The sequence below is a fragment of the Streptomyces sp. NPDC051578 genome (genome assembly GCF_044454045.1).
Lineage (GTDB): Bacteria > Actinomycetota > Actinomycetes > Streptomycetales > Streptomycetaceae > Streptomyces.
In genome coordinates this window covers 94,426-112,755 of record NZ_JBITDH010000011.1, presented here as the reverse complement: position 1 = coordinate 112,755, position 18,330 = coordinate 94,426, and the positions used below count along the sequence as shown (strand labels likewise).

Here is an 18,330-nt window from a genome sequence, read left to right as displayed (position 1 = left end):
CGCAAGGGGAGGCGGCGCGGTAGCGGACGTGGCCTGTGCGGGCTCGGCGCCGACTGCCGCCGCATTCTCCTCGCTTTCGGCCCTATTGCGCGCATACGTGGAGACGCGATTGCCCTCCTGGGAAATGATTGTCAGTCACATCCCTTGTACGCTGGGCGATTGTGCCTATTTGACGGATCGTCTAATGAAGGTGATCATCCGTCAAGTTTGCGTAAAGTCCCAACACTCAGGGATCCGCTGGAATGGCCTGGACCAGTAGGAATGCACTGATCAAGTTGCAGTCTAAGTAGGTGAATTGACGGACCGTCACACGATGCTCAAGTAGTTGAAGTAGCGACATCTTTGCGCGTAGAGCAACGGCGTTTAAATCTCTCCGTATCTGTCTGGCAGGATTCCCGCACCCAATCCACTCGAGGAAGCGGTGCTGTTATGCCTGCTTGCGGAAGCGCGTCAAACCGCGGCACAAGTCCCGTGTGCCGTCGGTTGCAACCGCCTTCGCCGACGAACGCGGCGCTGCGCCGGCTGTCGCCTCGGGTGACTCCGCATCGGCGTTTACGTCCAGGCGGGGCGGGCTGCCCCAAGCGGCGCCCGCGGTACCTCGGCTCCGCCGACCGGCATGCTCTGCGCCGGTCTGCACGCGGGTCCGGGGAGTACCGCGCCCGGTGCCGGAATTTCCCGAATCGAGGAGCATGATGCACAAACGTCGCACGTCCCGCCGGAAGAAGGCGCTGATAGCCGCGATCACCGCCGCCCTCTCCGGCGGCCTGCTGTTCGGCTTCGGTGCCCTCGCCCAGGCCGATGTGGTCAGCGGTACGGTCATCGGCGGGCAGGGCAACTACAGCACCGTCAACCACCGTGCCAAGCCGTCCCTCTCGGCCCAGGTCAACGGCTCCTCAAGGGTCGGTGACAGGATCCAGATGTCCTGCCGGACCACCGGCGACACGGTGGAGAGCAACCCGCGGTGGATCTACACCGGCTCGTACTACATCGCGGACGCGTTCATCCGGGAGAACACCACCGTCCTGCCGGTCTGCGGCTCGAACCCGAAGCCCACCCCCACGACCGCGAAAACGCTCCCGATCGACATGCAGAAGCAGGTCAGGACCCAGTGGTGCTGGGACGCCTCGGGCGTGACCATCGCCAAGTACTGGGGCCGCTCCGTCAGCCAGGAGCGATTCTGTCAACTCGCCGCCCAGGGAAGCTGGGTGGACTGCAACAACCAGCCCGCGACGCTGGAAGACATGGCCAACGGCCTGGCCAGGGTGGGATTGGGCAACAGCGGCCGCAGCCTGTACCGCAACGCCTCGTTCAGCGAGTCGACCACCGAGATCGCCGCGGGCCGGCCGTTCGCCGTCCGCATCGGCTGGCGCAGCGGCGGCGGCCACATGAACGTCATCTACGGCTATGACAGCTCCAGCAACATGATCGCGGTGGGCGACCCGTGGCAGACCACCCAGACCTATACCTGGTGGAACTACTCCACCTACGCGAACAACAACTCGTTCCAGTGGACGCACTCCCGCGTCGGCATCCAGGGCTGAGGAGAAGACCGACCATGCAGAGCATGCGACGCACCAAGCGCACGGCAGTCCGGGCCGCCTTCCTCGCCACGACCGCGCTCGCCGCCACCCTGTGCGGAAACGTTTCCGCGCAGGGTGCCGACGGCGATGGCATCGCGGGCTACCAGTCCGCCCAGCAGACCCTCCGGAGCGACCAGCTCCGGGGCACCGTCTCCCGTTTCCTGGTCTCGGCCAGACCGCCCGGCACTGCCGCCGCCGCGGACGGCGGCGCTGTCGGCACCCCCCGGAACGCCCCCTCCGCAGTGGCCGCGCCGCCCCATTTCGATCTCAAGGACCCGGTGCCGATGTTCGAGGTGAGCCCTGACTTCGTGGCCGGCAAGACCCAGGCGAGCCCGCAGACCGCGCTGCGGCTCTCCTATCTGGCCTCACGAGTGACCGCCTCCGACGGCCACCGGGCTGCCGTCCTGCTCTCGCCTCAGGGAAACCCGGCTGCGCCGGGAAGCGGCGGGCAGGCCGTCGGCTCCCAGGGCTGGCAGCTGGCCGGCATCCGGGACGGGGACACCGAGCTCAGCCTCGCCGAACGCGGCACCCCCGAGGCCCGCACCTTCACCGAGCCGCAGATACACGCCTGGTACCGGCTCACCGCCGATGGCGTGATCGAACCCCTCAACGCGGAGGCGACGTCCGGGCTCGGCGGAAAGCACTCCGTGTCCCTCGCTGCCTACCAGAAGCTGGTCACCGCCCGTTACGGTGACAAGCTGCCCGGCTCGGAGTACGACCGGAAGGGCCTGGCCGGCGGGTACGGCGGCCTGGTGGATGGCCAACCAGCCGACACCGTGACCGCCGAGACCGTGACCGCGTTCGGCGGACCGGCGACCGACACGATCTGGCAGTCGGCAGCCGCAACCGGGGCTGCGGCCCTGGCGGCGACCGGCGGTGCGCTGGCGTACGCGCGCCGCCGACGGAGTAACGCCACGCGCTGACCTGTGGGGACCAACCACCGGCGCCGGGCCACCGGGTGAGTGGCCAGGCGCCGGGCCCCACCACCCGCGCGTCAGCGCAGGGCGACGAAGTCTGGTTGCCCGTGCGGTAGACCGCTCGGCCGGCGGGCCTTCCGAATCGCGACCCTCCGGATACCGGGCCGGTCAGCGCTCCAGGGTGAGGACGCCCGGCCGGTACGGCAGTTGGTCGTAGGGGCCGCTCGCGGTGGGGGACTTGCCCTGGTAGAGGAACTGCAGGTGGCAGGGATCGATGGTCATGGTCTGGTCGGGATTGTTGCGGACGATGTCACCGTGGCTGATGTCGCGGGTCCATGTGGCACCACTGTTCGCGTTGCCCGCGAAGGGGTTGCTTTCACTGGCGGCTTGCGGGGTCCACGAACCGCTCAGGCTGGAGGCCGTGAACGAACGGAAGTAGCGCCCGTTCGCACCCTGCGCCTCGACGATCATGAGGTACTGGTTCTGCCCCTGGACCTTGTAGACCTGCGGCGCCTCGAACAGGTTGTTCGTCGTGTCGCTCATGACCGTCGTGTACGACGAGCCGAAGTTGCCGGGGAAGTTCCCGATCGGCACGCTCGCCCGGTAGATGTTGCCGTTGTCACCGGCGAAGAACAGGTACATGTTCTGTCCGTCAGCGATCAGGGTCTGGTCGATCGGGCCGGTGCGGGAGTTGGGGATGCTGCCGGTGAACAGCGGCTGCGGCGCCGACCAGCCGTTGGGGTTGGTGGGGTCGCTCGACGTCCGGTAGATGAAGGGCCACGCACCCCACTGGTACGCCAGCACCCAGATGTTCTTGGGCGCGAAGTAGAACAGCGTAGGGGCCACCGCGGCCGGGCTCATTCCGGTCTGGCCGGCCGACGCCATGTCGGACCAGTTGGTGAAGGGCCTGAACATCATCGAGCCGTACGACGATCCCGACACGTTCGACGCGTAGACCAGGTGCTTGCCGTTGTACATCACGTCGGTGAGGTCCTTCACCGCGGTCCACCCGTTCGCCGGCTGCGCCAACGCACCCGTCGACGTCCAGCGGTACCTCGATGGAAGAGCACACGTCCCGCCCGTCGACGGGGCCGTTGTCGGGCCCGGTGTCCCGGACGGGCCGGTCCACTTCTGGTTGGTGCCGGACCAACAGGAGTACAGCTGGATCTTGGTGCCCTTGGCGGTGGCCGCGCCGACGGCGTCGAGGCACAGCCGGGACTGGACGCCGGCGATCGAGCCGTTGGCGTTGAAGTTCCACTGCTGGCCGGCGCCGCCGTCGCAGTCCCGGATCACCACCGCGGTGCCGTTGGCGGTGCCGTTGCCCATGGCGTCCAGGCACTTGTTGCCGTAGATCACCAGCTGCTTGCTTGAGGTGTACGTCCAGCGCTGGTTGCTCTGTCCGTTGCAGTCCCACAGCTGCGCCTGGGTGCCGTTTGCGGTGGCGGAGCCGTTGATGTCGATACAACGACCGGAGGGGACGCCCTTGATCGCCCCGGTACCGGACCCGGCGGTGGCACCGGAAGCGGCCTTGAGGGCGTTCACGACGGCGGTGTAGGCGGCTTTGGGGTTGCCGTTGTTGTCGAACAGCAGGGGGCTCTCGCCCCGGCGCCAGGAGTCGCTGTCACGTATGCCCCACACCGTGATGCCGGTGCACCGGGAGACGGACAGGCAGGCGTTGACCGTGTTGGTGTAGTGGGTGGCCGACGCCTGGGCGATGTCCAGTTCGGTGATCTGGACGTCAACGCCCAGGTCGGCGAAGTTGGACAGGGTGCTCCGGAAGCTGGACGGGGGACCGCCGGTGCCGAAATGGCTCTGGAAGCCGACGCAGTCGATGGGCACGCCGCGGGACTTGAAGTCCTTGACCATGGTGTAGACGCCTTGGGTCTTCGCGTCCGACCAGTTCTCGATGTTGTAGTCGTTGTAGCAGAGCTTGGCCGAGGAGTCGGCGGCCCGGGCGGTGCGGAACGCTTCCTCGATGAACCCGTTGCCCAGCACGTTCTGGAACACCGAACTGCGGTGCTGGGTGGAGCCGTCGGCGAACGCCTCGTTGACCACGTCCCAGGCGTAGATCCTGCCCTTGTAACGGGTCATCTCGGTGGTGATGTGGTTGTTCATCACGCTGCGCAGGGTGTCCGCGTCGTCGATGGAGCTGACCCACGACGGGAGCTGTGAGTGCCAGACCGTGGTGTGGCCGCGCATGCGCTGACCGTGTGCCGTGGCATGGTTGACGATCTGGTCGGCGGCGCCGAAGTCGAAAGTGCCGCGGGACGGTTCGATGGCGTCCCACTTCATCTCGTTCTCCGGGGTGATCATGTTGAACTCCCGGTCCGAGATCGCGGCGTACGTCGAGTCGCCGAGCCTCCCGGCGGCCACAGCGGTGCCGAAGTACCTGCCGGACGGGGCCGCCTGCGTGCCCAGGTTCGCGGCTCCGGCGGAGCTGGGGAGGAGCGTCACGACACCAGCCACCAGTGCCGCGGCTGACAGTCCTATCGTCAATGTCCGGCGACGCCGACCGCGTCGGTGCAAGCCCTTCACGATTCTCCTCGGGGGTTGCGGGTCGCCCTCGGCGCCGTGGTCGTACGCGGATCGGCCGGCACGGCCTGATCCGCCGCGGGACGGGCGCGGTGCGGGACGTGGCGCCGTTCCTGCCCGCCGGTCGCCCGGCGTTCGTGGGTGTGTCGTGTCATCGGAAGGCTTTCTTCAGGAGAAACGTCAACGGGGGAGCCGGGAAACCCTGCCGCCGCCGGCACGTCAGGTAGGCGGCGGGAAGGGGCCCCACGAATTGGAGGCTTTCGAACCCGCGGTCTCGTAACGAAAAATTCGCGCCGCCCGGGCGATCGCTCAGTGATGCATCTCGCAGGCGAAAAACGTTATGGCAAGCCCTGCGGTCTGGTCGTCCTTACCGAAGGGGCGCGATGCCCTGGGGACCCCGTGGTACGCGATCGTGGTGGAGGATCACCGGCCGTCGCAGCGGCGCGACCCGGTCTCACCTACTCAAGGAGCGGTCGCCCAGGGCCTGCGCACGCTGAAGGAGGCCTGATCGGCGAAGGCCCGAGTGCCGTCGGACCCATCGAGCCAGATGCCACCGTCGCGGTGGCGGAGGACTGATCCGGGATAGTTGTGAGCGTGCAGGGTCACCGACCCGGCGACCGCCCCCGGGAGCGGACAGAAGGTGGCGTCTTCACGGAACAGTTCGCTGTCGTCGTTGCCGCTCAGCCGCAGTCGCAGGTTGCGATGACGCAGGTAGCGGCCGTCGGCTGCACGGAAGGTGACGCACCGTGTGTCGGCAAGCCCCCGGATGACCGTGAAGGTGACCCGCTGCCGTGTCTGCGCGCTGCTGGATTCCGAGACGCGGCCGAGCGTCGCGAAGTCTTCGGCATACGTCAGGTACAGGGCGGGGTCGTCCACGGACTGCAGCGACTGTGCGCCCAGCGGAACAGTGCCTGCGACGGCGGACGGGCTCACGGGGGACGGCCCGGCCGAGATAGTGGTGCTCGACGGAGTAGGCGTGGGGTTGCCGGCCGTGGGAGCGGCGATGACACCCGGCTCCCGGTGCGCCGGTTCGGGCCAGGTCGCGTAGGTGGCCGCCCCGGCGATGAGCGCCGCGCCGGCGGCGAGACCCACCAGCGGGTGAGCGGTGGTCATCGCGTGGAGTTTGCCGATGAGCGAGCTGTGCAGACTGCTTCCACCCGTCGCCGTACCGAAGGCGACGGGTGCTGTGGCCAGTCCGGCGGCGTTCGCGGCCGTACCCGACAGCAAACCCTTGGCGGCCAGCGCGGCGATGAGTGCGGCCGGGATGGCCAGCGGCGCGAGGTTGAGGAGCAGCAGTTCGGCGGGAATCCGTTGTGCCGTCGTCGCCGTGCAGACCGGGCAGCCGCGGGTGTGCCGCGCGATCCGTTTGCGCCACACCGATGCGGGGAGGCCGTCCCAGCCGACGACCGTCTCGTCCAACTCCGGACAGCGCGGGTCGGTCCCCAGCGCGGCGACGATCGTCCGGCTCAGTTCCAGCTGCTCGCGCATGCGTTGTAGGCGTACTCCGACGTGGGCGACAGTGAGCCCCGTCGCGGCGGCGATGTCATCACGGCTCAGCGAGCCGGCGCATTCCTGCCACCACAGCGACAGCAGCACCCGATGGTCCGGATCGAGCCACCGGCAGGCTTCGACGACCCGAAGGCGCTCGTCCGACACGTGCAGACGCAGGAGCGTCACGTCTTCAGGTGCGGCGCCGGAGTCGGGGACATGCATTGCCTCGTCGATGACCGTGGTCCGGCCGGCGAAAACGCGTTGCCGGTGCCAGTAGGTGTTGACCTGGCGGAGCGTGATCGACACCAGCCAGGAACGGAAGCTTTCGGGAGCACGCAGGGCAGGCAGGTCGCGCACCATGCGCAGCAGGGTTTCCTGGACGACGTCGTCGACATCGGCATGCCGGCCCAGCGCTCGCCCGACGATGTTGTAGAGCAACGGCAGGTATGCGGCGGTCAGCTTCTCGCGGGCCCGGTCGTCACCGGCCTGCGCGGCGACAACCCACCCCGCGTGGTCCGCATCCATGAGCCCCATTCCCACCTCCCTCGGGCCGGCGATCCGCCGAATACGGCGCCGCGCCCTTGCCCGGATATGCAACCGTGTTTGACCGGCTGACAACCAGTCAGGAGAAAGTACCTCTGAGCTGCGCGGATTCCAGTGTCCAGGTCGGATCCGCTGCAAGAACAGGTGCACCTCCGCGGTGAGCGAGCGTACAGGGCGGGACCAGCGGCCTCCGTGGCCGCCGTCGTAGGAGGACTTCGTCAGGCGGCAACCTTTCGCGGATCCGTGGCGACTGAGGGGTGACACGAAGACGATCACGTCCACGGACCGTCCGATCACACCGCCGCATGCCGCTGCGCACCGCTGACCGAGCGGGTGCGCGCAAGGCAGGGCCGAAGCAAGGAGCTCCCATGAACGAGACGGATCCCGCCGGGCGCGGTCACGGTCGGCGCACGGGCGCGGGCGGTGCCGAGCGGCGTACGCGGGGACGCCATCGCCGGCGTTGGACGAGGTGGGGTCTGGCGCTGGGCGTGCCCGGTGTACTCGGCCCTTACCTGCTGTTCGTGCAGGCCGACTCGGAGGCCGCGACGCCGGATTCCGGCGCCTACTACGAGTTGGTATCGGTACGCAGCGACAAGGTGCTGGACGTGCCCGGGGCGGACACGTCGGACGGTGCCTGGACACGGCAGCAGAGCCGCGTGGCCGGTGCCGCGAGTCAGCAATGGCGGCTGAGGCCCACGGGGGACGGCTACTACGCGCTGGAGAACCGCAGCAGCAAGAAGGTCCTCGGAGTGCGGGATGCTTCCGGGCAGCCGGCGGCCGCCGTCGAGCAGCAGACCGACCACGGTGGTGCCGCGCAGCAGTGGAGGATCGAGGACGTCGGCGGCACGGCGGTGAAACTCGTCTCCCGGAGCAGCGGCATGGTGCTGGACGTGTGGGGCGGCTCCACCGACGAAGGGGTGCCGCTCATCCAATACATCGACAGGGGAAGCACCAACCAGCAGTGGAGGCTGGTGAAGGTATCCGGCCCAGGGGGGTACGTCTGGCACAACGCGCAGATCGTCGGTGGTGGGTTCGTCACCGGGCTGGTCTTCAACCCCGCCCGCAAGGACCTGCTGTACGCACGGACCGACATCGGCGGCGCCTACCGTTGGGACGCGACCGCCGCCCGGTGGACCTCCTTGACCGACTGGATCGGCGGAGCCGACTGGAACCTGCTGGGGACCGAGAGTTTGGCGACCGACCCGGTCGACCCGAACCGCCTGTACCTCGCCAGCGGCACCTACACCAACGACTGGGCGGGCAGCGGAGCGATCCTCCGCTCCACCGACCAGGGCAGGACGTTCCAGCGCACCGACCTGCCGTTCAAACTGGGCGGGAACGAGGACGGCCGGTCCATGGGCGAGCGGCTGGTGGTGGATCCGTCCGACCACGGCACGCTCTACCTGGGTACCCGCAAGAACGGGCTGTGGCGCAGCACCGACTACGGCCTGACCTGGAACCAGGTCGCCGGCTTCCCCGTGAAGGACGGTGCGAGCAGCGGAGTGGGCCTCTCCTTCGTGACCTTCGGCCCGTCCGGCAGCCGGACGATCTACGTCGGGGTGGCCGACAAGACCACCTCGCTGTATCGCTCCACCGACGGCGGCAGCACCTGGCAGGCCGTGCCCGGCCAGCCGACGGGGCAGCTGCCGCAGCACGGTGTGCTGTCCGGCGACGGTTCGCTGTACCTGACGTACACCAACGCGCCGGGCCCGAACGGAGTGACGGCTGGTTCGGTGTGGAAGTACACGCCGACCAGCGGGGGTTGGAAGAACATCTCGCCGTCCAGCGGCGGGTTCGGCTTCGCCGGCCTGGCGGTCGATCCGCAGCGCCCCTCCACGGTCATGGTCACCACCCTGGACCGCTGGTGGCCCTCTGACGAGATCTACCGGTCGGCCGACGGCGGCGCCTCCTGGAAGGCACTCGGCGCGACTTCGGTGCGGGACGACTCCGCAGCGCCCTACGTCGGCACCGGTATCGGTCACTGGATGGGAGCTCTGGCCATCGACCCCTTCGATTCCGGGCACGTGCTGTACGGCACCGGATCGGGGATGTGGGGCAGCCGCGACGTGACCGCGGCGGACAGCGGGCGGGCGACGCACTGGACGATCCCGGCCGAGGGCCTGGAGGAGACCGCGACTCTCGGACTGATCAAGCCCCCCGGTCTTCCCCTGATCAGTGCGCTCGGCGATGTCGGCGGGTTCCGGCACGAGGATCTGACAAAGGTCCCCTCCAAGGCGCTCTCCCGACCGTTGTTCACCAACACCACGGGAGTCGACTTCGCACAGTCGAATCCGCACTTCATGGTGCGGGTCGGTCTCGGCGGCGAGCAGCACGGCGCCTATTCGACCGACGGGGGAGCCGACTGGGCACCCTTCGCCGCGGCCCCGGTGCGCGACGCGGGCGGCGGTTCCGCGGCCGTCTCGGCGGACGGCGCCGTCGTGGTGTGGACCCCCGCGGGCCAGGTTCCGTTCTACTCGGCCAACCGGGGCTCGGCCTGGGCGGCGGTCTCAGGTCTGCCCAAGGACACGCCCGTGGTGGCCGACCGTTCGGCGCCGGACACCTTCTACGCCCTCAGCGGCGGCACCCTGTACGCCAGCACCGACGGCGGGAAGCACTTCGGCGCCCGGGCCACCGGCCTGGGCACCGGGCAGCTCAAGGCGGTTCCGGGCATCGCCGGTGACCTGTGGATCGCCGGTGGGGGCAACGGACTCCTGCACTCCACCAACGGTGGGAAGAGCTTCGGCAAGCTCGGCGGCGTGGAGCAGGCGACCGCCGTCGGCTTCGGCAAGCCGGCCCCGGGTGCCGGGTACCAGGCGCTCTACCTCAGCGGGCAGGTGAAGGGCGTCGCCGGGCTGTTCCGTTCCACCGACGGCGGCTCGGCCTGGGTCCGGATCAACGATGACCAGCACCAGTTCGGTGGCAGCGCCATCAACGTCATCAGTGGTGACCCCGACGCCTACGGGCGGGTCTACCTGGGCGGCTACGGTCGTGGCGTGGTGTACGGCGACCTGTCCTGATCGCCTCGGTCCGTGGGCGTGCGGCGGTCAGCGCCGTTCCACCCACGGGCCGGGGAGGCGGCCGTACGCGGGTACCGGAGTGCGGGCCCGGTGGGGTGGATAGCGGAGGTCCCTCGGCCGCCCGGACCTGACCGAGCACACCGGCGCCCCGTCCGGAACCACCGGCGGAGCCGGCCCTGATGCCGGCGCCAGCGGGCGGACCCGCGGCCGGAGGCCGGTCAGCGGAGCCGCGTGGGACCGCGAGGCGTCGACGGTCAAGGTCCCGTCCGTCCGTCGGCGGACGGGACTCGCCTCTCAGACGGCGCCGGTTTGCGCGACCTCCGCGACGTCGGCCACCTCGGCAGCGGCAGGTCGCGGCTTGCGGACGAGCGGGACCGTCGCGCACGCGGCGAGCAGGGACGCGACGGCGACCGCGTACCAGCCGTGCCGGAACGCGGTGACAGCGTGTCCGGGGGCCGGGGTGCCGAGGATGCCGACCAGGATCGCGACGCCGAGGACCGCGCCGAGCTGGCGGCCCATCGAGGTGACGGCCGAGCCGGTGGCGAAGCGGGCCGGCGGCAGGGCCGCCGCCGACGCCCCGGTCAGCACCGGGAGCGTCATGCCGACGCCGAGGCCGGTCAGCATCATGCCGGGCAGGAGCGAGGTCGCGTAGGCCGAGCCGGTGTCGAGCGTCGCGGCCCACCACAGGGTGCCGGTCGCGAACAGGAAGGTTCCCGCCAGCGCGATGCGGCCCGCACCGAATCTGGCAACGGCGGGCCCGATCCCCAACGCGACCGGCGGCACCAGCAAGGGACCCGGCGCGATGGCGAAACCGGTGCGCAGTGCCGAGTAGCCCCACTCGCCCTGGCACCACAGCACCGCGCCGAGCAGCATTCCGGCGAACGCGACGGTGAAGAGCGTCAGGGCGGCCGCCGCGGAAGCGAACGCCGGAACCCGGAGCAGCGGCAGCTCGACGATCGGCTCGGGATGGCGGGCCGAGCGCAGGACGAACCAGACGCCGAGCAGCACCGCGGCGGCCAGGCCGCCGAGGGTGCCGGGGCTCGTCCAGCCCCAGTCAGGCGCCTTGACCAGGCCGAGCGCGAGCGTTGCGATGGATCCGGTAAGGAGGACGGCGCCGAACAGGTCGGGCAGCGGAGCCTTCGCCGCCCCGGCGCGTGCGGGCGACGGCAGGACCTTGACGCCGAGCGCGAAGGCCGCGACCCCCACCGGCACGTTGACGATGAACACCCAGCGCCATCCGGCCTCGACCAGCAACCCTCCGGCCACCGGCCCGAGCCCGGCGGCGATCCCGCCGATCGACGCCCAGGCCCGCACCGCCCCGGCGCGCCTCTCGGGCGCCGTCGTGTCGAGCAGCAGCGCGAGCGACGTCGGCATCAGCAGGGCGGCGCCGGCGGCTTGCACGAGCCGTGCCGCGACCAGCGTCCCGACGTCGGCAGCGAGTGCGCATCCGACCGAGGCGAGGGTGAACACCGCCAAGCCGGTCAGGAAGACCGGCTTGTGGCCGGAGCGGTCGGCGACGCGGCCGGCGACTACGAGGAGTGCCGCGAAGACGATCGCGTAGCCGTTGAGGACCCAGGAGAGGGAGCCGAGGCCGCTGCCGCCGAACGAGCGGCCGATCGCCGGGAGGGCCACGTTGACGATGAAGAGGTCGAGGTTCGACATGAAGACCGCGGCCGCGACGGTCGCGAGCACGGCTCGGGATGCTCGGGACGGCCCGTGTGGGTTTGAAATTCCAACTATCATGGGCCGGAGGCTAGCCGCGTGAGTTTGAAAACACAACGGACCCGGGGGATGATGGAGACGTGACCTCGAACGCGAAGCAGGGCGAGAACGCGGTTCCGCACCCCGAAGTACCCGGCCGGCCGTGCTCCGTGGCCGCCGCGCTGCAACTCGTCGGCGAACGCTGGGCCCTCCTGGCCATCCGGGAGATCTTCTACGGCAACCGGCGCTTCGACCGGATCGTCCGCAACACCGGCGCCCCCCGCGACCGCCTCGCCGCCAGACTGCGCGCACTGGATGAGGCGGGCGTCGTCGAGCGCCGCGCCTACAGCGAGCGCCCGTTGCGCTTCGAGTACCACCTCACGGAGGCCGGCCGGGACCTCGCACCGGTGATGCGCGCGCTGCTGGCCTGGGGTGATCGCTGGGCGGTGGACACCCCGCCGGTCGCCTTCCGCCACCGTGGCGGGCCCGGCTCCGAGCACGACGCCGAGCACGACCTCGACCTGACGTCGACGTGCCGGACCTGCGGTGAGGAGGTCGGGTCGGGCGGTCTCACGATCGACGTGCGGGCACCCGGATGGGATCAGGCCGGGCCGATCGAGGACTCCTGAACCCGACAGCGATCAGGAGCGAAGCCCTGCGGACGCATCGTTCCCCATGGGGAGCCGGGACCGTTCCGCGCTCGATCCCGTGGGCGCCGGCGATAGGAGCCGTTGTCCGGTTCGCGGCCGGCGAGGCGGCCGAGCAGGTCCTCCGGACGGTCCAGGCCGTCCACCTCATCCCGGCGGTTACCTCTTCTTCTCCCCGCCCTTCCCCTTGTCCTTCTTCCCTTTGCTTTCCTTGTTTCCGGCCTGCTGCTCCATGTTCTTGGCCGCCGGCCCGTGACCCGTTTGACGGGGTTCGTCGGGCGTCGAGGCGGCAGCATCGGCAGCGGATGCCCGGTTCCGGTCCTCGGCGACCAGGGTCTCGGTGCCCGGGGTGGTGGCGGCCGGGCTCGTGGCCCCGGGTCCGGAAGGAGCGGGCGGCGGTGTGGGTGTGAGCGACGGACGCGCGGCCGCCCGGGGAGTCGTCGGTGGGCTGTCGGAGGGCGCGTGGGAGGAGTCGGTCGCCCCTACCAGGAGCACGGACGCGCCGATAACGCTCGCGGCCATCACGACGACTCCCGCGGTACGGCGGGACGGGCGGCGCGAGTGCTTCCCCGGACCGTAGTCGCGCGGAAGGCGGCTGAGCGGGACGGGGGCGCGGTGCGTGCCCGATGCCGACTTCGCCGGAACGGCGACGGAAACCGGATGCAACGCGACGCCCGGGGGCGGCTTTCGCACCGCCCCGAGGCTTTGCAGGGTCAGGTGTACGCGCGCGGCGTCCGGCCGTGCCCGCGGGTCCGGATCGGTCATCGCCGTCAGCAGCCTCCCCAGATCGCCGGGTATCCGCTCGGGTACCTCAGGGGAACGCAACAGCGGGGCGACGCCGAGTTCGGCGGGCGTGCCCACGTACTCGCGGACACCGGTGAGCGCTTCCAGCAGCGTCAGGCCGAGGGCGTAGATGTCGCTCGCCATGCCCGCCCCCTGGCCGCGGAGCTGCTCGGGAGCCATGTAGGCGAGGGTTCCGACGAGCGTTTGCGGTGCGCTGCGGGAATGGTCGTCGACGGCACGGGCGAGCCCGAAGTCGGCCAGGAAGGGTGAGCCGTCGTCACTGAGCAGGACGTTGGACGGCTTGATGTCGTGGTGGATGATGCCGTGCGCATGGACGTGGTCAAGGGCCGACGCGATCTCGGTACCGAGCCGGATGACGTGTACGGGGCTCAGAGGACCGGCGTCCATACGGGTGCGCAGGGTCATGCCGGGTATCAACTCCGTCACCATGTAGGCCCCTTGTCCGTGACGGCCGATGTCGTACACGGTGACGAGGGCGCGGTGCGAGAGCCGGGCCAGCGTCTGAGCCTCGTCACAGAAGTCATCGGCGGTGACGGTGTCGGCCCCGGGGCGGAACAGCTTGACCGCCACCTCTCGTTCCAGGACCTGGTCGACACCGCGGAACACGTCCGCCGTCCCGCCCGAACCGATGAGGGCCCGAAGCCGGTAGCGGCCTCCCAGCAGGGAGCCGAGTGGGGTCTGCGCTGTGTGGGCCGAACCCGGTCGCGCCGACATGCGGGACCTCCTCTACTCGCCGCCAATACGCCGCGCCTACCCCACGGACGACGGGCTACGCGGTCTGGCGATACCGGCGAACGGCAGCTCGTGCCGGGCGGGCGACTCCCCGGGCTTCGCCCGAGGGAGGGGCGACGCGGTCGGCCGGGACCTCGTCGCGGCCTCCTGAGCCTGACAAAACGGACGGTTCACCGCCGGGCTTCCGGGCTGATGCGGATGGTACTGGGAGGCGTGTGGGTGTTCGGGGGGACGCACGTCAGAGTGGTGAACGGGGCGGGATGGCGAGTGGCGGCGTTGTAGGGGTGACGTGGTTTTTCTAGTGAGACGAGGAGTCTCCTGTGCCCTCTGCGGTGTCACCTGAAGTCGAGTCCCTGCTGCGGCGGACGCTCGGAGAGCGCCGGATCGGGCTGGTGGCCTGGCGGCTGCTCGTGCTGCAGATCGCGCATCCCGTCGTCGCGGCCGGAATGGACCGGTACTCCACCTACCGCGCGCACCCCTGGCGGCGGATCGAGCACACCATGGAGAGCGGGAGTCGGTTGTTCTTCGCCGGGCCCGAAGAGCGGCTGTTGGAAGTGGCGCGGCTGGCCCGGACGCACCGCCGGATCCGTGGGACGGACGCGGCCGGACGGGCGTACTCCGCCGAGGACCCCGAGGTGCGCGCCTGGGTGATGGTGACGCTGTACGAGGCCATGACCGCCATGCGCGAGCTGAGTGGCGATCCGCTGTCGGCGCGGGAGCTCGACGTCCTGTACGGCGAGTTCCTGGAGGTCTGCGGGGCGCTGGGAATTCCCCGCGCAGCGGTCCCGGCGAGCGCCGCGGAGGTGGCCGCGTACGTCGATCGGCATGTGCGGGAGGTGCTGGAGTACGGCGACGAGGTCCGCCACCTGCTCTACGAGATGCTGCGCGAGGCGCCCGTACCGCGGCGGCTGGCAGGGCTGGGGCCCGCGTGGCCGGTGGTGCGGGCGGCGATCGCGTGGACGCTGACCACCCTGACCGTCAGCGATCTGCCGCCGGCCTGGCACGAGCGGTTCGGGACGTCCCGCGGGCGTGCGGGCGCCGTACTGTCGTGGACGCTGCACCACGGACTGCGTCACGCCATGAACCTCGCCCCGGACCGCGTGCGCTACCGCCACCGGTCCGAGGCCGGCGGCGCACCGCCCGCGCGCGTGCCGCGGCCGAGGGGCGTCGACTCCCGTCCGGCCCGTCTGGAGACCTTCTTCCGCCAGGTGCTCGACCAGACCGGCAACGGCCGGGTCGACTCCGCCGACCTCCAGGCCATGGTCCACACCATGTGCTGGCGGCTCGAACTGCCCGTGGAGCGGGAAGACGCCGTGTACGCCGCGTTCGAGGGCTGGTGGCAGCAGTTGCGCCAGAGCTCTGACGCCGACGGGGACGGCGCTGTGACGTGTGCGGAGTTCGTCCGCGCGATGCTGGCCGGGGTGGACGAGGACCCCGGGTACCTGGAGAGGGGGTTGGTACCCGCGGTGCGGGCGCTTTTCCGGGCGGCCGATACCGACGGGAGCGGGTACCTGGGTCCGGACGAGTACCGGGTGCTGTTCGGCGGCCCGCGAGTGCACCCGGCCGAACTCAACGACGGCTTCCGGGAATTGGACGCCGACGGGGACGGGCGGATCGACGAGGAGGAGTTCGTCGCCGCGTTCGCCCAGTTCTTCACCGCGCGCAGCGAGGCAGTCGCCGGTACGGCGCTGCTGGGACGAGCCTGAGCGGGGGAGCCGGGCGGCGGGCTTACGGGCCCGCCCGCCCGGCTCCGGCGGCACGAGGCGCCCGGCGCGCACCCACAGACCTGAGGCTCCTCGGACGCGGTGCCCTATGACCGTCCCTTCGGACCGTGGTCGGGCATGATCGTGCCACGCGAGCCCGCTCGGCCGGGAACGTCCACCAGGGGCGGTTCGCCCCAGTCGGCGGTCAGGGCCGCGCGCAGTGCGGTGGCAGGGCCGGCGCCGATGCGCTCGGCCAGAACCTCCTCGATCACGGAGATCGCGGCCAACGCACGCCGGTGCACGCGACCGCCTTCGGCGGTGACGCGGACCAGGGTGCTACGGGCCGAGGCGGGGTCGGGCACCTGCTCCAGCAGCCCCATTCCGATCAGGCTGTGCACGGCTTGGTGGGCCGTTTGCCGGGTGACGCCGACCCGGCGGGCGAGTTCGGCGATGGAGGTGCCCTCGTCGTCGAGTACGGCGAAGACGGCGGCCTGGGCGGCCGTCACCGGCTGTTCGCCCGCGGCCCGCATGGCGGTGAGCAGCGCGTCCTCGCACCAGCGCCTGGCCCGGGTGAGCAACTGGGGGAGGTTCGGGGCGGACTCGCTCATGGCTCCTCTGACAGTGGGGGGCTTGAGCATAGCGATCCGAAGGACCACCCCCGAAGTGTCAGGTAGCCTGACGATAGACATCGCTTCCCGCACCTCCGGAGGTTTCCCGTGACGGTGGAGTTCACCACCCGTTACCGCTCGCGCTCGCACATCCCCGCAGAGCCGGGCGTGCCCTACTTCATAGAGAAGGGCCTGGGCGACCGCGCCCACCTGATCACCGACCTGGTCACCGTCTACGCCGGCGGCGAGCAGACGGAGAACAGCTTCAACTTCTTCACCGTCGAAGGCCCCAAGGGCGAAATCATCCCCACCCACACCCACGCGGACACGTACGAGGTCTTCTACGTCACCGACGGCGCGGTACGCCTCTTCGTCGAGGACCTCGAAGGCCAACAGCACGAAAAGCTCCTGACCAACGGCGACTTCGGCTTCGTTCCGAAGAACTGCCCGCATGCCTACCGCATCGAGCGCCACCACAGCCGCGTCGTCGGCGTGGCTGCCGGTCCCGGCATCACCTTCGAGCGGTTCTTCGAGAACCTCGGTGCCCCGACCGAGGAGCTCGGCCTCCCCCACCGGCCGGCCCTGCCCACGCCCGACGCGTTCCGCGCCGCCGAAGAGGCCTTCGACGTCCGCTACCTCCCCCATCACCGCTGGCACTCCGCGAGCCGCGCGGTGAACGGCAGCCGCTGACGACGACGGTTCGACGGGCGGACCGGCCATTGCAGTGGATTCGCGACTGACGCGACTTCACCTGTCGGCGGCCCCGGGCCGAGGGCGCGGTGGACCCGATGGTCACGGCATCCATCGATGCCCACCGCATCTTCCGACGCCCCGTACGGGATGCGTGCTACTTGTCGGCGGTGAGCGTGCCGGCGGCGCCCCAGCTGTCCGTCGGGACCTCGTGGATCCATACCTGGACCGTCTCGGCCGGGATCTTGTACGCGTCCACGAAGGCGTCCGTGATCTGCTTGACGAGCTCTCGCTTCAGCTGGACGTCGCGGGGACCCTGCTGAACGGTGACGATGGGCATGGCGTAACTCCTCTTCCAGCGGCGGCTTCCCGGCCTTTGCGGGTCGCTCACCGGCGTGACCCCAGTCCACCCGATCGGTGGAGCCCGACCAAGGAGCAGACTGCGACCGCAGCAATCAGCTTTCGTGATCGCTGCTGTTGGGGAGGGTCGTGAGCGTGTTCAGGAGCGCCTGCAGACCGGCGGAGGGAGTGTCACGGCGTACTGCGAGGCCGATGGGCAGGGCCAGGCCGGGGGCCCGGAACGGGCGGAAGGCGACCCGGGGGCTGAGCAGTACGCGTGCGTGAGCCGCGTACACCACCGTCCACATCGGTAGGGGGCCGGTGCCGATGGTGGCGAGGATGTCCTGTAGTGATCCGGTGACGGGACCGGGCACCGGCTCGAAACCGGCCGAGTGGCAGGCTCCCACGACCAGGTCGACCAAGACCGGGTTGTTGCGGCGGGCCGTCAGACAGAGCTGGAGGCCGGCCAGGTCGGAGAGGGACACTTCGCTCTGGCGGGCCAGCGGATGGACCGCCGGCAGGGCTGCCACCAGGGGGTCGGCCCCCAGGTGCAGGATGCGCAACCCTGGGGCGGGCTCCAGAGAACGCACGAAGGCGGCGTCAAGGCGACCGTCCGCGACCTGCTCCAAGCGGTCGCGGAACGCGGCCGAAACCAGCTGTACCGTCGTATCGGGGGCCTGGGCGGCCAGGTGTCCGAGCACCCGGCTCAGGTGGTCACCGAGGCCGGTGCTGGTGCCGATGCGCAGGCTCGTCTGTTCGCGCACGGCGGCCCTGGCGCGTTCGGCGGCGGCGAGCACGGCGCGTGCCTCCGGCAGGAGCCGCTCTCCCGCGCCGGTGAGCCGTACGTGGCGCGGCGAGCGGTCGAAGAGGGTGGCTCCCAATGCCCTTTCCAGCCTTTGCACTTGCTGGCTGACCGCTGACTGCACGATGTGCAGTCGGTCGGCGGCGCGGCCGAAGTGCAGTTCCTCGGCGACGGTGACGAAGTAGCTCAGCTGCCGCAGTTCCATCTCCCGACTCTATCCGTGG

At 70.2% G+C, this 18,330-nt stretch carries 13 protein-coding genes; 6 read left to right on the top strand and 7 right to left on the bottom strand.

Translation table 11 applies throughout. From position 1 onward, the window contains the following. Window positions 1-689 precede the first annotated feature (689 nt). Together ACIA6C_RS30205 and ACIA6C_RS30200 are read left to right on the top strand one after the other, a co-directional pair. Window positions 690-1,541, top strand: a complete 852-nt coding sequence (locus ACIA6C_RS30205; RefSeq protein WP_399280649.1) for a papain-like cysteine protease family protein — start codon at window positions 690-692, stop codon at window positions 1,539-1,541. Between the two features lie 14 nt (window positions 1,542-1,555). Continuing rightward, a complete protein-coding gene (locus ACIA6C_RS30200; protein WP_399280647.1) occupies window positions 1,556-2,503 on the top strand; it encodes a hypothetical protein in 948 nt (315 codons plus the stop codon). A gap of 162 nt (window positions 2,504-2,665) precedes the next feature. On the opposite strand, the gene ACIA6C_RS30195 is transcribed toward ACIA6C_RS30200, so the two are convergent. Beyond that, on the bottom strand, window positions 2,666-5,032 hold the full coding sequence (locus ACIA6C_RS30195) for a non-reducing end alpha-L-arabinofuranosidase family hydrolase (RefSeq protein ID WP_399280645.1): 2,367 nt from the start codon (window positions 5,030-5,032) through the stop codon (window positions 2,666-2,668). 459 nt (window positions 5,033-5,491) lie between these two features. Beyond that, a complete protein-coding gene (locus tag ACIA6C_RS30190; protein ID WP_399280643.1) occupies window positions 5,492-7,054 on the bottom strand; it encodes a sigma-70 family RNA polymerase sigma factor in 1,563 nt (520 codons plus the stop codon). A gap of 377 nt (window positions 7,055-7,431) precedes the next feature. Between ACIA6C_RS30190 and ACIA6C_RS30185 the strand changes: the two genes are divergently transcribed. Next, window positions 7,432-10,080: an RICIN domain-containing protein gene (locus tag ACIA6C_RS30185; RefSeq protein WP_399280641.1), complete on the top strand. Its 2,649-nt coding sequence runs from the start codon at window positions 7,432-7,434 to the stop codon at window positions 10,078-10,080. 294 nt (window positions 10,081-10,374) lie between these two features. Here ACIA6C_RS30185 and ACIA6C_RS30180 read toward each other — a convergent pair whose 3' ends face one another. Further along, the gene (locus ACIA6C_RS30180) at window positions 10,375-11,772 is read right to left on the bottom strand and encodes an MFS transporter (protein WP_399280639.1); all 1,398 of its coding nucleotides are present in this window, start codon (window positions 11,770-11,772) and stop codon (window positions 10,375-10,377) included. Window positions 11,773-11,882: 110 nt separating this feature from the next. On the opposite strand from ACIA6C_RS30180, the gene ACIA6C_RS30175 reads away from it, so the two are divergent. Further along, window positions 11,883-12,410 (top strand): winged helix-turn-helix transcriptional regulator, encoded by a 528-nt coding sequence (locus ACIA6C_RS30175; protein ID WP_399280637.1) that lies wholly within the window; start codon window positions 11,883-11,885, stop codon window positions 12,408-12,410. Between the two features lie 177 nt (window positions 12,411-12,587). Here the strand turns inward: ACIA6C_RS30175 and ACIA6C_RS30170 are convergent, their stop codons facing one another. Further along, window positions 12,588-13,946: a serine/threonine-protein kinase gene (locus ACIA6C_RS30170; RefSeq protein ID WP_399280635.1), complete on the bottom strand. Its 1,359-nt coding sequence runs from the start codon at window positions 13,944-13,946 to the stop codon at window positions 12,588-12,590. Between the two features lie 338 nt (window positions 13,947-14,284). On the opposite strand from ACIA6C_RS30170, the gene ACIA6C_RS30165 reads away from it, so the two are divergent. Then, window positions 14,285-15,670 carry an oxygenase MpaB family protein gene (locus ACIA6C_RS30165; RefSeq protein WP_399280633.1) on the top strand — a complete coding sequence of 462 codons (1,386 nt, stop codon included), beginning with the start codon at window positions 14,285-14,287 and terminating at the stop codon, window positions 15,668-15,670. A gap of 104 nt (window positions 15,671-15,774) precedes the next feature. Here ACIA6C_RS30165 and ACIA6C_RS30160 read toward each other — a convergent pair whose 3' ends face one another. Then, entirely contained in the window at window positions 15,775-16,275 is a 501-nt protein-coding gene (locus ACIA6C_RS30160; RefSeq protein ID WP_399280631.1) for a MarR family winged helix-turn-helix transcriptional regulator, read from the bottom strand. Window positions 16,276-16,383: 108 nt separating this feature from the next. On the opposite strand from ACIA6C_RS30160, the gene ACIA6C_RS30155 reads away from it, so the two are divergent. Continuing rightward, window positions 16,384-16,965: a quercetin 2,3-dioxygenase gene (locus tag ACIA6C_RS30155; RefSeq protein ID WP_399280629.1), complete on the top strand. Its 582-nt coding sequence runs from the start codon at window positions 16,384-16,386 to the stop codon at window positions 16,963-16,965. Window positions 16,966-17,122: 157 nt separating this feature from the next. Here the strand turns inward: ACIA6C_RS30155 and dmpI are convergent, their stop codons facing one another. Both dmpI and ACIA6C_RS30145 read right to left on the bottom strand, forming a co-directional pair. Continuing rightward, entirely contained in the window at window positions 17,123-17,305 is a 183-nt protein-coding gene (gene dmpI, locus ACIA6C_RS30150; protein ID WP_361127287.1) for a 4-oxalocrotonate tautomerase DmpI, read from the bottom strand. A 115-nt stretch (window positions 17,306-17,420) separates the two neighbouring features. Then, entirely contained in the window at window positions 17,421-18,311 is an 891-nt protein-coding gene (locus ACIA6C_RS30145; protein WP_399280627.1) for a LysR family transcriptional regulator, read from the bottom strand. Window positions 18,312-18,330 lie beyond the last annotated feature (19 nt).